The organism is Streptomyces sp. NPDC088732, from assembly GCF_044751205.1.
Classification (GTDB): Bacteria; Actinomycetota; Actinomycetes; order Streptomycetales; family Streptomycetaceae; genus Actinacidiphila.
The window spans coordinates 521,823-535,349 of sequence record NZ_JBIVLI010000002.1 but is presented as its reverse complement, the minus strand read 5'-3'; the positions used below and the strand labels follow the sequence as shown (position 1 = coordinate 535,349).

Here is a 13,527-nt window from a genome sequence, read left to right as displayed (position 1 = left end):
ACGCTGGGGGACGTGGCAGTCCTGGATGTATCCGAAGAGCTCAAGTCCCTCTCCTCCACCATGGGGTCGATCGAGGCCGTTCTGGACCTCGACAAACTGAGGGCCGACATCGCCGTGCTCGAGGAGCAGGCGGCGGCGCCGTCGCTGTGGGACGACCCGGAGGCGGCCCAGAAGATCACCAGCAAGCTGTCGCACCTGCAGGCCGAGGTCCGCAAGGTCGAGGCGCTGCGCGGCCGTATCGACGACCTCGCGGTGCTCTTCGAGCTCGCCGAGGCCGAGGACGACGCGGACACCCGCGCCGAGGCCGAGAGCGAACTGGAGTCGGTCCGCAAGGCGCTCGACGAGATGGAGGTCCGCACCCTCCTGTCCGGCGAGTACGACGCGCGTGAGGCGCTGGTCAACATCCGTGCCGAGGCGGGCGGTGTCGACGCCGCCGACTTCGCGGAGCAGCTCCAGCGCATGTATCTGCGCTGGTCCGAGCGGCACGGCTACGCGACCGAGATCTACGAGACCTCGTTCGCGGAAGAGGCCGGCATCAAGTCCACGACCTTCGTGGTGAAGGCGCCGTACGCCTACGGCACGCTCTCCGTCGAGCAGGGCACGCACCGCCTGGTGCGCATCTCGCCCTTCGACAACCAGGGCCGCCGCCAGACCTCCTTCGCGGGCGTCGAGGTGCTGCCGGTCGTCGAGCAGAGCGACCACGTCGAGATCGACGAGACCGAGCTGCGGATCGACGTCTACCGCGCCTCCGGCCCCGGCGGCCAGGGCGTCAACACGACCGACTCGGCGGTGCGGATCACCCACCTCCCGACCGGCATCGTGGTCTCCTGCCAGAACGAGCGCTCCCAGATCCAGAACAAGGCCAGCGCGATGAACGTGCTCCAGGCCAAGCTGCTGGAGCGGCGCCGTCAGGAGGAGCAGGCCAAGATGGACGCCCTCAAGGGCGACGGCGGCAACTCGTGGGGCAACCAGATGCGTTCCTACGTGCTGCACCCGTACCAGATGGTCAAGGACCTGCGGACGGACTTCGAGGTCGGCAACCCCCAGGGCGTTCTGGACGGCGACATCGACGGCTTCCTGGAGGCGGGCATCCGCTGGCGGAAGCAGCAGGAGCGCCCCGCGGCCGTCTGACGGACGCCGGTCGACACAACTGCCGTCCTTCGGGCGGCAGTTGTTCTGTGTGTCCGGTGGCCCGCGGCCTCGTCACTCAGGGTGACGGTGCCGTCATCGGGAAGCCCCCACCGGCGGCACGCGGCGTCACCGCGCACTCACGTACAGCGAAGGGCCCGGGACGTCATCGACGTCCCGGGCCCTTCCCGCTGCGAACGGTGCCGCTACGCGGTGGCCTCGTGGACCACCCATGCCACGGCGAGCAGCGCCACGAGCAGGGCGATCAGGGTCGCCGGCGTGATGGCGGCGAAGGGGTTCTCCTGCTGCAGGCGTGCACGGTGAGCGCGGCAGACCGCACAGCGGCCTTCACTGACGGGGCCGGCGCAGTTGGCGCACACCAGTCGGTCGACTGTCATGCGGTCGCCTCCTCCCATTGCGGCCCCACGGCCGCTCCATGAACAACGCGCGTCGGGGACGGTCCGTTCCCGGTCCCTCCACCACTGTGCCAGTTTCCGCTGCGTCAGGCGCGTCCCGCGTCATTCCTGCGACTCCGAAGAGTGACCCGCGTGGCCAATGCCCACTTTGTCTGCTTTGGCTGGTGAATAAACGCACCAACCCGGACCGCGAACTGCGCGGCCCCTCGGCGTTCGCGTAAGGTCGCCTCCGATCCCCTGTATCCGGAGTGCGACCGTGATCCGATTCGACAACGTCTCCAAGACCTACCCCAAGCAGAACCGTCCTGCACTTCGGGACGTTTCGCTGGAAATCGAGAAGGGCGAGTTCGTCTTCCTGGTGGGCTCCTCGGGCTCCGGGAAGTCCACCTTCCTGCGCCTGCTCCTGCGCGAGGAGCGCACGGACACCGGCACGGTGCACGTCCTCGGCAAGGACCTGGCCCGGCTGTCGAACTGGAAGGTGCCCCACATGCGCCGCCAGCTCGGCACGGTCTTCCAGGACTTCCGCCTGCTGCCGAACAAGACGGTCGCGGAGAACGTGGCGTTCGCTCTCGAGGTGATCGGCAAGCCGCGCGGCACCATCCGCAAGACGGTCCCCGAGGTGCTCGACCTGGTCGGCCTCGGCGGCAAGGAGGACCGCATGCCGGGCGAGCTGTCCGGTGGTGAGCAGCAGCGTGTCGCGATCGCCCGCGCGTTCGTCAACCGCCCGATGCTCCTCATCGCGGACGAGCCGACCGGAAACCTCGACCCGCAGACCTCGGTCGGCATCATGCGTCTTCTGGACCGCATCAACCGCACCGGGACCACGGTGGTCATGGCCACCCACGACCAGAACATCGTCGACCAGATGCGCAAGCGCGTCATCGAGCTCGAGAAGGGGCGGCTGGTGCGCGACCAGTCGCGCGGCGTCTACGGCTATCAGCACTAACCCCGGCCCTGGACATCGCAAGCCCGCTGAAAGGACATCATGCGCGCCCAGTTCGTGCTCTCGGAGATCGGCGTCGGCCTCCGCCGGAACCTGACCATGACCTTCGCGGTCATCGTCTCCGTCGCCCTCTCCCTCGCGCTCGCCGGCGGCTCGTGGCTCGCCCGCGAGCAGGTCGACTCGATGAAGGGCTACTGGTACGACAAGGTCCAGGTGTCGATCTTCCTCTGCAACAAGAACGACGCCAAGACCGACCCCAACTGCACCAAGGGCGCCGTCACCGAGGAGCAGAAGCAGGACATCGAGAAGCAGCTCAAGGCGCTGCCGCTCGTGGAGAAGTACTTCCACGAGAGCGCGGAGGACGCGTACAAGCACTACAAGGAGCAGTTCTCCGACTCGCCGCTGGCCGATTCCCTGACGCCTGATCAGATGCAGGAGTCGTTCCGCGTCAAGCTCAAGGACCCGACCAAGTTCCAGGTGGTCGCCAGCGCGTTCCAGGGCCGCCCCGGCGTCCAGGAGGTGCAGGACCAGAAGGCACTGCTGGACAACCTCTTCGGGCTCCTCAACGGCATGACGCTCGCCGCCCTGGTGGTGCTGGCGTTCATGCTCGCGGTGGCGATGATGCTGATCGTCAACACGGTGCGCGTGTCGGCGTTCAGCCGGCGCCGCGAGACCGGGATCATGCGCCTGGTCGGCGCGTCCAGCTTCTACATCCAGATGCCGTTCATCATGGAGGCCGCCTTCGCCGGCCTCGTCGGCGGCGGTCTGGCGTGCCTGATGCTGCTCGTGGGCCGCTACTTCCTGATCGACCACGGCCTGTCGCTGCAGACCAAGGTCCCGCTGATCAACTTCCTCGGCTGGGGCGAGGTCGCGCAGGTGCTGCCGCTGGTGCTGGTCGTGGGCATGCTGATGCCCGCGGTGGCCGCCCTGATCGCGCTGCGCAAGTACCTCAAGGTCTGATTCGCGCAAAGGGCGCCGTACGGCCAACTTTCCGTACAGCGCCCGCTTCTCGCCTAGACTGCCCGACGTGCTGAGCCACTGTCTGTCCGGGAAGCCGCGCCGCATCGGCAGCGCGGCTGCCCTGACCTTGGTGTTCGGCGCGGTCCTGGCCACCGGTGCGGCCACCGGTTCCTTCGGCGACGTCCGCGCCGGCGACCGGCAGGCACGGGGCTCCGTCCCCGTCCCGGCCGGCGCGGTGGCCGACACCGACGAGATCGCCGAGGCCATCGCCGACGGCAAGGTCGGCCCGCAGGCCGCGCAGGCGCTGGTCAGCCGCAGCGGCGACCGCTGGTCCTCGTTCTACACCGCGCAGGAGTACGAGGGCTTCCAGCAGTCCCTCGACGGCCGGTACGTGGGGGTCGGGCTCTGGGTGCGGCGCATCGAGAACGGCCGCATCGAGATCGACCGCGTCCAGTCCGGCAGCCCCGCCGCCCGGGCCGGCATCCGCGCCGGCGACCGGCTGCGCACCATCGACGGCACCGATGTCACCGGCCGCCCCGTCACGGAGGTCGTCTCCCGGTTGCGCGGCGCGGGCGACGCCGGGACCACCGTCGCCCTCGGGCTGCAACGCGCCGCCCGCTCCTGGGAGGCCGTGCCCCGGCGGGCCCTGCTGCCGACCGAGTCCGTACGGGTACGGCACCTGCCCCACCGCATCACCGCCGTCAAGGTCGACGCCTTCACCCGGGGCGCGGCAGCCCAGGTCCGCCGGGCGCTGGCCGCCCGCACCGCGAACGAGGGCATACTCCTGGACCTGCGCGGCAACTCCGGCGGCCTGGTCACCGAGGCCGTCGGCGTCGCCTCCGCCTTCCTCGACGGCGGCCTGGTCGCCACGTACGACGTCCACGGGCGGCAGCAGGCGCTGTACGCCGACGACGGCGGCGACACCGACACGCCGCTGGTCGTCCTCGTCGACGGCGGCACCATGAGCGCCGCCGAACTGCTGGCCGGTGCGCTGCAGGACCGGGGCCGCGCCGTCGTGATCGGCTCGCGCACCTTCGGCAAGGGCTCCATCCAGATGCCCAGCCGCCTGTCGGACGGCTCCGTCGCCGAGCTCACCGTCGGCCACTACCGGCTGCCCGCGGGCCGCAGTGTCGACGGGCAGGGCGTCGAGCCGGACCTGAGGATCTCCGGAGGCACCGATGCCGGTGCCAAGGCCCTGGAGATCCTGGACGGCCTCGGCACCTCGGCGCGCTGACCTCGCACACCGTGGCGGCCCGGCGCGGAATCCGGTACCCCGGACGGCCCCGGAGTGCGAGAATGGCGGCGCTATGGCAAAGGAAACGGGTCGCAAACTGATCGCGCAGAACAAGAAGGCGCGGCATGACTACCACATCCTCGACACGTACGAGGCCGGCCTGGTGCTGACCGGCACCGAGGTGAAGTCGCTGCGCCAGGGGCGTGCCTCCCTGGTCGACGGCTTCGGCCAGCTCGACGACGGCGAGGCGTGGCTGCACAACGTCCACATCCCCGAATACACGCAGGGGACGTGGACCAACCACTCGGCGCGGCGCAAGCGCAAGATGCTGCTGCACCGGGCGGAGATCGACAAGCTCGTCCAGAAGTCGCAGGAGACCGGGCACACCATCGTGCCGCTCGCCTTGTACTTCAAGGACGGCCGGGCCAAGGTCGAGATCGCGCTCGCCCGCGGCAAGAAGGAGTACGACAAGCGGCAGACCCTGCGCGAGAAGCAGGACCGCCGCGAGACCGACCGGGCGATCTCCTCGGCGCGCCGCCGCCAGCGCGAGGGCTGACCCCGCCGTCCGGCGGGGCCGGCGCACCGGCCTGACGCCCCGTCCGGCCGCGCTGTCCGGCCCGCCGGAAATGCGCTGGCCCCGGTGCGTGTTGTTCACGTACGATGGCGGCAGCACCACCGGGCGGTGACGTCCGGTGTGCAGCTTGAAAAATCAACATGGGGATGATCGGTTTCGACTGGGGATGTCGAAGCAGGGGAAGCGAGCCGAGAAAGCGGCAATGATCTCGTAAACCATATGCCGAAAACAATAATCGCCAATTCTAAGCGCGATTCCTCCGCCTTCGCTCTCGCTGCCTAATTAGCAGCTAGCGAAGACTCCGCGGAGTGTCAGCCCGGGGCTGTTCCCGACCCGGATCCTGGCATCAGCTAGGGAACTAAACCACTGGGCCCGGCCACGGGACTCAGTGGGAAATCAAACAGTGGCTGGGCCCGTCGGCGGCTTGTCCGCGTGACTGCCGGGGCCGAGAAAAGCACAGCGGACTGCGCTCGGAGAAGCCCTGGTTCCGCACCACAGGACGCGGGTTCGATTCCCGCCATCTCCACATCCCTCGGGAGGCGTCGCCCGCCCGCGCACTGCGCGGGCGGGCGACGCCTTTCGTCGTTCCCCGGCATGCCCTGTCACCGCGCCGGTGCCGCCCGCAGAGTCACCGCCGCGATCAGCGCGGCGGCCGCCGAGGCCACCACCGGCACGGCGTACGCGGCGGCCGGGCCCCGGCTGTCCGTCACCGCGCCCGCGGCGAAGGACCCGGCCGCGATGCCGCCCAGCAGGGCGGTGACGGCGAGCGCCATCCCCTCGTTCAGCCGCCCCGGCGGCACCGTCCGCTGGATGTGCGCCATTCCGTTGATCATGGTGGGCGCGGTCGCCATACCCGCGACCAGCAGCGCCGGGGCGAGCAGCCACAGGCCGCCGAGCCGCGCCGCGACCAGCGGGAGGAGCATCAGCGCGGCCATCGCGGCGACACTCGCCCGGAAACGGTCGCGGGGCGGCCGCAGCCCGTACAGCAGCCCCGCCGCGCAGGAGCCGGCCGCCTGGAGCCCCAGGACCGCCCCGGCGGCCCCGCGGTGGCCCTGAGCGGCGGCGAAGGCGACGGTGGTGACCTCCATCGCGCCGAAGACGGCCCCTGTCGCCAGGAACGTGAACAGCACCGGGGGCACCGCCGCCCGCCCCGCGGCCCCCGCCCCCTGACGGGGCACCGGGGGCGGCTCCGTCCCGCGCTGCGCCGCGAACAGCACGATCCCGCAGAACAGCAGCACCGCCCCGGCCACCGTGCCCGCCTCCGGGAAGAGCGCGGTGCACAGGAACGCCGCCAGTACCGGGCCGAGCATGAAGCAGACCTCGTCCGCCGCCTGCTCGAAGGACCGGGCGACGTGGAGGGCCCGTTCGTCGTCCCGGAACAGGTACGCCCAGCGGGCCCGGGACATGCCGCCGGTGTTCGGGGTCGTCGCGGTCGCCGCGTAGGCGGCGAAGAGCGTCCAGGGCGCCGCGTGCAGGCGGACGCACAGCACCAGGGCCAGCGACCCCAGCGCGGCGACCGCCGCCGCCGGTACGGCGACGCGGCCCTGCCCGTGCCGGTCGGTCATGCGGGCGGTCCAGGGGCCCACGAGCGCCGTCGCGGCCAGGCCGGTGGCGGTGACCGCCCCGGCCAGCGCGTAGGAGCCGTAGGCCGCCGAGATCATGACGACCGCGCTGACCCCGAACATGCCCGCGGGAAGGCGGGCCATGAGGTTGCCCGCGGTGAAGGCGAGGGCTCCGGGCGGCGCGAGGATCCGGCGGTAGGGCGCAAGGCGGCTGATCACCCCACCACCCTCGCCGGGCGCCCCCGCGGTGGTCCAACACCTGATCAGCGCCCTTTCACGCACTTTTGTTGTCAGTGCCGCCGGCGCGGCCCGCGCCGCGTGTTGAATGAGCGGATGCCGCACGACCTCGACCCCCGTCTGCTGCGGGCCTTCACCGCCGTCGCGGAGGAACTGCACTTCACCCGGGCCGCCGCCCGCCTCCATCTCGCCCAGCAGGCGCTCAGCCGGGACATCGGGCGCCTGGAGGCGGCGCTCGGCACGCAGCTGTTCGCGCGCACGACCCGCAGCGTGCGGCTGACCGCCGACGGCGAACGGCTGCTGGCGCACGCCCGGCGCGTGCTCGCCGCCCACGACGAACTCGCCGCCGCCTTCGCACCCGCCGGCCGCCCGCTGCTGGTCGACATCGGCGCCCCGGTCGGCACCGCGCTGCGCGTCCTCGACCAGGCCCGCGCCGCCGCCCCCGAGCTGGAGCTCACCGCCCGCTTCCACAGCGGCCTCACCGGCGCCGCCGCGGAGATCCTCGCCGGGCGCCTGGACGTCTCGTTCGGCCGGGTCGCGGGCCTGGCCCCGGCCGCGCTCTCCGGCCTGGACCACCTCCCGGTCCGCTACGAGCGCATGGCCGTGCTCCTCCCCGGCGACCACCGCCTCGCCGCCCTGCCGGAGGTGCCGCTCGCCGCTCTCGCGGGCGAGGCGCTGTACGCGGCCGCGGGCAACCCGCACACCGCGGAGTGGACCGATCTCGCCGAACGGCTCTTCGCGGGGCGCGGCATCGGCCTCGTGGCGCCGTTCCCGGAGATCGACGGCAAGGACGAGTTCGCGCGGCTGGTCACCAAGCACCGCTGGCCGGTGCTGGCCAGCACCGAGTTCATCGACCTGCCCGGCTTCGTCCTGCGGCCGCTCACCGCCCCCGTCCCGCTCGCCCCCGTCTCCATGGCCTGGCGGCGCGGGCTCCGCCACCCCGGCCTGGACGCGCTGCACGCCGCCGCGCGCCGGCTGGGCGACGACGGCGGCTGGCTCACCCGTCCGCCCCGCTCCTGGCTGCCCGCGTCCGACGCCCGGCTGATGGCCCTGCCCGGCACACCGCCGCGCGCCGGTGCTCCGTGACCCCGCGCGGACGGGTTCCGTTTCGCGGCGGGGGCTCGGGGGAGGACCACCGAAGGAGGTGGCACGCGGATGGGAGCGACCGCGGCGCGGACGCAGCCGCGCTTCGACACGGGACGGACGAGCCTGGACCTCGTCGCGGCCGCGGCGCCGGGCCCCGGTCCTGCCGGCCCCGGGGCGGTGTCCCCGGAGCGGCTGGTGGAGTGGCTGCGGGGCGCCGGGCTGGTGCCGCGGGGCACCGAGGTGCCGGCGGACGGGGGGTGGCCGCGGCGGTTCCTGGAACTGGGCGCCGTGGTGGCGCGCCTGGTGGAGGCGCGGCTGGCCGGCCGGACGGCGGAGGACGGGGACGTGGCGGCGCTGAACGATGCCGCGCTGGCACCGCCGCCCGCACCGCGCGCGGTCCGCGCCGCGGACGGGACGCTGACCCGGGCGCTCGCGGCGAAGCCGGACTGCGCGGGGCTGCTGGGCGCGGTCGCCCGCGACGCGCTGGACCTGCTGACCGACCCCGTCGCGGCCGCCCGCCTGCGGCGTTGCGAGGGCGACGGGTGCACTCTTGTCTATCTGGACACCTCGCGCGGCCGCCGTCGCCGCTGGTGCAGCAGCGACACCTGCGGCAACCGCGAACGCGTGGCCCGCCACCGCAGGCGCGCCGGCGCCGCCGCGGCCCGCATCTGACTGGGCGGAAAACCCCTGGTTGGCGTACGGTGGCAGGCTGCTCCGTTCGCGGGGCGGCGCATGACGTACGGAAAGAGAAGAATGGGGGTCCTGCGTGGCAGCGGTCCGGGACACGGAGATCGCGGTCGAGCAGACGCATCTGGACCGGGTGTACGACCGCCTCGAGGAGAAGATCCACGAGGCGGAGTTCCTGATGGACGACGCGGTGAAGCGCGGCCAGGTCGGTACGCCGGGGGCGCTCGCGGAGCGCGACGCGCAGGTCTTCCGCGCGGGTCTGCACCTCAATCGGCTGAACGCGGAGTTCGAGGACTTCCTCTTCGGCAGGATCGACCTGCTGCTCGGCAAGGACGGCAAGAAGGGGCCGGACGGCGCCTACACCTCCGTCGAGCCGGCCGATGAAGCCGTGCGGCCGGACAACACGGCCGCGATCGCCGAGACCCTGCACATCGGCCGGCTCGGCGTGCTCGACGCCGACTACGCCCCGCTGGTCATCGACTGGCGGGCGCCCGCCGCGGCGCCGTTCTACCGGGCGACCCCGGTCGCCCCCGGCCGGGTGGTGCGCCGCCGCGTCATCCGTTCGAAGGGCCGCAAGGTGCTCGGCGTCGAGGACGACCTGCTGCGCCCGGAGCTCGGCACCGGACTGCCGGTCGTCGGCGACGGCGCGCTGATGGCGGCGCTGGGCCAGGCCCGCAGCCACACGATGCGCGACATCGTCGCCAGCATCCAGGCCGAGCAGGACGTCGTCATCCGGGCCCCCGCCGCCTCCGTCACCGAGGTCACCGGCGGTCCCGGCACGGGCAAGACGGCGGTCGCCCTGCACCGCGCGGCGTACCTGCTCTACCAGGACCGGCGGCGCTACGCGGGCGGCATCCTCGTGGTCAGCCCGACGCCGCTGCTGGTGGCGTACACCGAGGGCGTGCTGCCCTCGCTGGGCGAGGAGGGGCAGGTCGCCATCCGGGCCGTCGGCTCGCTCGTGGACGGCGCGGAGGCGACGACGTACGACGATCCGGCGGTCGCCCGGATCAAGGGCTCGCTGCGGATGCTGAGGGTGCTGCGCAGGGCGGCCCGGGGCGCGCTGGAGGACGGGCAGTGCCCGGACCGGCTGCGGGTCGTGGCCTTCGGGCGCCGTCTGGAGCTGGACGCCGAGCAGCTGTCGGGCATCCGGCACGCGGTGCTGGGCGGCGCGACGCCGGTCAACCTGCTGCGGCCGCGGGCCCGCCGCCTGCTGCTGGACGCGCTGTGGCGGCAGGCCGACCGCCGCTACGACGACCCGGAGATGGCCGCGGACGCCCGTGAGGCCTTCGACGAGGACGTGGCGACCGAACCGGAGTTCCTGGACTTCCTGGCGGCCTGGTGGCCCGTGCTGACCCCGCGCGGGGTGCTGGCCGCGCTCGCCGACGAGAAGCGGCTCGGGCGCTGGGCGCGGCGGGTGCTGACCCCGCCGGAGGTGCGCCGGGTGGCCCGTTCGCTGCGCCGGCTGGACGGCGAGGGCAACGGCGCCCTGTCGGTGCACGACGTGGCGCTGCTGGACGAACTGGAGTCGCTGCTCGGCCCGCCGCCGAAGGTGCGCACCCGCGAGGCGGACCCGCTGGACCAGCTCACCGGCCTGGAGGAGGTCACCACCTTCGCCGACCGGATGGCCGGCGGCCGCCGCTCCCGCCAGGAGCGGCTGGACGCGGAGCGCACGGAGTACGCGCACGTCATCGTCGACGAGGCGCAGGACCTGACGCCGATGCAGTGGCGCATGGTGGGCCGCCGGGGCCGCGCCGCGACCTGGACGGTGGTGGGCGACCCCGCGCAGAGTTCGTGGACCGACCCCGACGAGGCGGCGCTCGCCCGTGACGAGGCGCTGGGCACCCGCCCGCGGCGCCGCTTCACGCTGACGGTGAACTACCGCAACCCCGCCGAGATCGCCGATCTGGCGGCCAAGGTGCTCGCGCTCGCGATGCCGGGCAGTGAGTCGCCGCGCGCGGTGCGCTCCACGGGCGTGGTGCCGCAGTTCGCCGTCGCGGCGGGCGGCGGTGTGGGCGAGGCGGTCCGCGCGGAGGCCGAGCGGCTGCTGGGCGAGGTCGAGGGCACGGTCGGTGTGGTCGTGGCCATGGGCCGCCGCGAGGAGGCCCGGCGCTGGCTGGCGGGGCTCGGCGAGCGCGTCGTGGCGCTCGGCAGCCTGGAGGCCAAGGGGCTGGAGTACGACGCGACGCTGGTCGTGTCGCCGGCGGAGATCGCGGACGAGTCGCCCGCGGGGCTGCGCGTGCTGTACGTGGCGCTGACCCGTGCCACGCAGCGCCTGACGGTGCTGTCGGGCGGGCGGGACCTGCCCGACGCGGACGGCGTGCCGGACCTGCTGCGGGACTGACGGGCCGGCTGCCGGCGCCGACCGACGCGGACGCAAAGCGGCGGGGCGCCCTTCCCGTGGGAAGGGCGCCCCGCCGTACTTCTGTGACACCGACCCGCCATGCTCGCCTCGCGGCAAGTGGGCGCTCGAAGCGCCTAAGGTTGGGCCCGGGGGCTTGGATCGAGCCGGTGCCTTGTCCAATCTAACAAACGATCCGCGATTGTCATTCCGTACGCGGCATCCGATGTGACGGCGTCGCGGCAGGACGGCGAACACTAAGCACGCAAGCTTCCCAAGGAAGCCGCCGTTGCCGCAGCGTTCTGCTGCAAGGGCCCCGGTTTACCCATACCCGCGGGTAGGTGGCAGCATCGAGGGCGCACAGCAAGCGACAGCGGAGGAACAGCGGCCATGGCAACGGCGCCGAGCGTCTCGTACTCAATCACGGTGCGGCTGGAGGTGCCCGCGAGCGGATCCGCGGTCAGCCAGCTCACCACGGCCGTCGAAGCCTCCGGCGGCGCTGTCCACGGCCTGGACGTCACCGCCTCGGGCCACGAGAAACTGCGCATCGACGTGACGATCGCCGCCACGTCGACCGCGCACGCGGACGAGATCGTGGCGAAGCTGCGCGAGATCGAGGGCGTGGCGATCGGCAAGGTGTCCGACCGTACGTTCCTGATGCACCTCGGCGGCAAGATCGAGATGGCGTCCAAGCACCCGATCCGCAACCGCGACGACCTGTCCATGATCTACACGCCCGGCGTGGCCCGGGTGTGCATGGCGATCGCGGCCAACCCCGAGGACGCCCGGCGTCTGACCATCAAGCGCAACAGCGTCGCCGTGGTCACCGACGGCTCCGCGGTGCTGGGCCTGGGCAACATCGGCCCCAAGGCCGCGCTGCCGGTCATGGAGGGCAAGGCGGCCCTCTTCAAGCGCTTCGCCGGCATCGACGCGTGGCCGCTGTGCCTGGACACCCAGGACACGGACGCCATCGTGGAGATCGTCAAGGCGATCGCCCCCGGCTTCGCCGGCATCAACCTGGAGGACATCTCCGCGCCGCGCTGCTTCGAGATCGAGGCCCGGCTGCGCGAGGCCCTGGACATCCCGGTCTTCCACGACGACCAGCACGGCACCGCCATCGTGGTGCTCGCCGCGCTGACGAACGCGCTGCGCGTGGTCGGCAAGCAGATCGGCGACGTGCGGGTCGTGATGTCCGGCGCGGGCGCCGCGGGCACCGCCATCCTGAAGCTGCTGCTGGCCGCCGGGGTGAAGCACGCGGTCGTCGCCGACATCCACGGCGTCGTGCACAGCGGCCGCGAGGACCTGGTCGGCGCGGGCCAGGAGTCCGCGCTGCGCTGGATCGCCGACAACACCAACCCCGAGGAGATCACGGGGACGCTGAAGGAGGCCGTGCGCGGCGCGGACGTCTTCATCGGCGTGTCGGCCCCCAACGTCCTCGGCGGCGAGGACGTCGCGGCGATGGCCGAGGACGCGATCGTCTTCGCGCTGGCCAACCCCGACCCCGAGGTCGACCCGGGCCTGGCCCGGGAGACCGCCGCGGTGGTCGCCACGGGCCGCAGCGACTTCCCCAATCAGATCAACAACGTCCTGGTCTTCCCCGGCGTCTTCCGCGGCCTCCTGGACGCGCAGAGCCGGACGGTGAACACCGACATGATGCTCGCGGCGGCGACGGCCCTCGCGGACGTGGTCACCGAGGACGAACTCAACCCGAACTACATCATTCCCAGCGTCTTCAACGACAAGGTCGCGGGTGCCGTCGCCGGTGCCGTCCGCGAGGCGGCCAAGGCACAGGGCCTTACCGCGACGTCATGACGACGGAGCGTCATCGGGCCGTATGAGAGACGCTTTTTGTGTGACTCTCCCGGGTGCCGGATTGGCGTTTCCCCCAGAAATGGGGGCAGGATGCGTACCTGGGCGGTGAGGGCCGCACCGCAGAAGCGCTAACAGCGACTTCAATGCGCCTTCCCCGGCGGTCGACGTTGGGGGATTCCATGCAAGGAGAACTAGATGAACCGCAGTGAGCTGGTGGCCGCGCTGTCCGAGCGCGCCGAGGTGACCCGCAAGGACGCCGACGCCGTTCTGGCCGCGTTCGCCGAGGTCGTCGGCGAGATCGTCGCCAAGGGCGACGAGAAGGTCACCATTCCCGGCTTCCTGACCTTCGAGCGCAGCCACCGTGCCGCTCGTACCGCGCGCAACCCGCAGACCGGGGACCCGATCCAGATCCCGGCCGGCTACAGCGTCAAGGTCTCCGCGGGCTCGAAGCTCAAGGAAGCCGCCAAGGGCAAGTAAGTCCCCAGGCGTGGGGGGGGGGGGGGGGCCCCCCCCGGCGCGGGGCCCCGCGGGCCCCCGGGGGGGCGCGCGG

At 72.4% G+C, this 13,527-nt stretch carries 12 protein-coding genes and 1 other RNA gene; 11 read left to right on the top strand and 2 right to left on the bottom strand.

Annotation, left to right across the window (positions count from 1 at the left end):
* Nucleotides 1-12 precede the first annotated feature (12 nt).
* Nucleotides 13-1,131 (top strand): peptide chain release factor 2, encoded by a 1,119-nt coding sequence (gene prfB, locus ACIP9H_RS05320; protein ID WP_401597020.1) that lies wholly within the window; start codon nt 13-15, stop codon nt 1,129-1,131.
* A 203-nt stretch (nt 1,132-1,334) separates the two neighbouring features.
* Here prfB and ACIP9H_RS05315 read toward each other — a convergent pair whose 3' ends face one another.
* Nucleotides 1,335-1,526 (bottom strand): hypothetical protein, encoded by a 192-nt coding sequence (locus tag ACIP9H_RS05315; protein WP_360915328.1) that lies wholly within the window; start codon nt 1,524-1,526, stop codon nt 1,335-1,337.
* 274 nt (nt 1,527-1,800) lie between these two features.
* Here ACIP9H_RS05315 and ftsE point away from each other — a divergent pair, with 274 nt between their 5' ends.
* The 5 genes from ftsE (at nt 1,801) to ssrA (ending at nt 5,784) form a co-directional block, all read left to right on the top strand.
* Nucleotides 1,801-2,490: a cell division ATP-binding protein FtsE gene (ftsE, locus tag ACIP9H_RS05310; RefSeq protein ID WP_319664533.1), complete on the top strand. Its 690-nt coding sequence runs from the start codon at nt 1,801-1,803 to the stop codon at nt 2,488-2,490.
* 39 nt (nt 2,491-2,529) lie between these two features.
* Nucleotides 2,530-3,447 carry a permease-like cell division protein FtsX gene (gene ftsX, locus ACIP9H_RS05305; RefSeq protein WP_360915323.1) on the top strand — a complete coding sequence of 306 codons (918 nt, stop codon included), beginning with the start codon at nt 2,530-2,532 and terminating at the stop codon, nt 3,445-3,447.
* Nucleotides 3,448-3,514: 67 nt separating this feature from the next.
* Entirely contained in the window at nt 3,515-4,681 is a 1,167-nt protein-coding gene (locus tag ACIP9H_RS05300) for a S41 family peptidase (protein WP_401597024.1), read from the top strand.
* A 73-nt stretch (nt 4,682-4,754) separates the two neighbouring features.
* Entirely contained in the window at nt 4,755-5,237 is a 483-nt protein-coding gene (smpB, locus tag ACIP9H_RS05295) for an SsrA-binding protein SmpB (RefSeq protein ID WP_360915317.1), read from the top strand.
* Nucleotides 5,238-5,397: 160 nt separating this feature from the next.
* Nucleotides 5,398-5,784: a transfer-messenger RNA gene (gene ssrA, locus ACIP9H_RS05290) on the top strand.
* A gap of 73 nt (nt 5,785-5,857) precedes the next feature.
* Here ssrA and ACIP9H_RS05285 read toward each other — a convergent pair.
* On the bottom strand, nt 5,858-7,036 hold the full coding sequence (locus ACIP9H_RS05285) for an MFS transporter (RefSeq protein WP_401957582.1): 1,179 nt from the start codon (nt 7,034-7,036) through the stop codon (nt 5,858-5,860).
* 114 nt (nt 7,037-7,150) lie between these two features.
* On the opposite strand from ACIP9H_RS05285, the gene ACIP9H_RS05280 reads away from it, so the two are divergent.
* From ACIP9H_RS05280 to ACIP9H_RS05260, 5 genes are all read left to right on the top strand, one after another.
* Entirely contained in the window at nt 7,151-8,140 is a 990-nt protein-coding gene (locus ACIP9H_RS05280) for a LysR family transcriptional regulator (RefSeq protein ID WP_401597029.1), read from the top strand.
* Between the two features lie 69 nt (nt 8,141-8,209).
* Nucleotides 8,210-8,812 (top strand): CGNR zinc finger domain-containing protein, encoded by a 603-nt coding sequence (locus tag ACIP9H_RS05275; protein WP_401597031.1) that lies wholly within the window; start codon nt 8,210-8,212, stop codon nt 8,810-8,812.
* A 94-nt stretch (nt 8,813-8,906) separates the two neighbouring features.
* Nucleotides 8,907-11,168: a UvrD-helicase domain-containing protein gene (locus tag ACIP9H_RS05270; protein ID WP_401597034.1), complete on the top strand. Its 2,262-nt coding sequence runs from the start codon at nt 8,907-8,909 to the stop codon at nt 11,166-11,168.
* A gap of 387 nt (nt 11,169-11,555) precedes the next feature.
* Nucleotides 11,556-12,977, top strand: coding sequence for an NAD-dependent malic enzyme (locus ACIP9H_RS05265; protein WP_401597036.1), 1,422 nt, complete (start codon nt 11,556-11,558; stop codon nt 12,975-12,977).
* 195 nt (nt 12,978-13,172) lie between these two features.
* Nucleotides 13,173-13,454: an HU family DNA-binding protein gene (locus tag ACIP9H_RS05260; protein WP_018564081.1), complete on the top strand. Its 282-nt coding sequence runs from the start codon at nt 13,173-13,175 to the stop codon at nt 13,452-13,454.
* Nucleotides 13,455-13,527 lie beyond the last annotated feature (73 nt).

Bases quoted from the DNA above. Each gene is read 5' to 3' on its own strand.
- ACIP9H_RS05315 (WP_360915328.1), bottom strand. From the start codon at position 1,526: ATGACAGTCGACCGACTGGTGTGCGCCAACTGCGCCGGCCCCGTCAGT.
- ftsX (WP_360915323.1), top strand. From the start codon at position 2,530: ATGCGCGCCCAGTTCGTGCTCTCGGAGATCGGCGTCGGCCTCCGCCGG.
- smpB (WP_360915317.1), top strand. From the start codon at position 4,755: ATGGCAAAGGAAACGGGTCGCAAACTGATCGCGCAGAACAAGAAGGCG.
- ACIP9H_RS05280 (WP_401597029.1), top strand. From the start codon at position 7,151: ATGCCGCACGACCTCGACCCCCGTCTGCTGCGGGCCTTCACCGCCGTC.
- ACIP9H_RS05275 (WP_401597031.1), top strand. From the start codon at position 8,210: ATGGGAGCGACCGCGGCGCGGACGCAGCCGCGCTTCGACACGGGACGG.
- ACIP9H_RS05265 (WP_401597036.1), top strand. From the start codon at position 11,556: ATGGCAACGGCGCCGAGCGTCTCGTACTCAATCACGGTGCGGCTGGAG.
- ACIP9H_RS05260 (WP_018564081.1), top strand. From the start codon at position 13,173: ATGAACCGCAGTGAGCTGGTGGCCGCGCTGTCCGAGCGCGCCGAGGTG.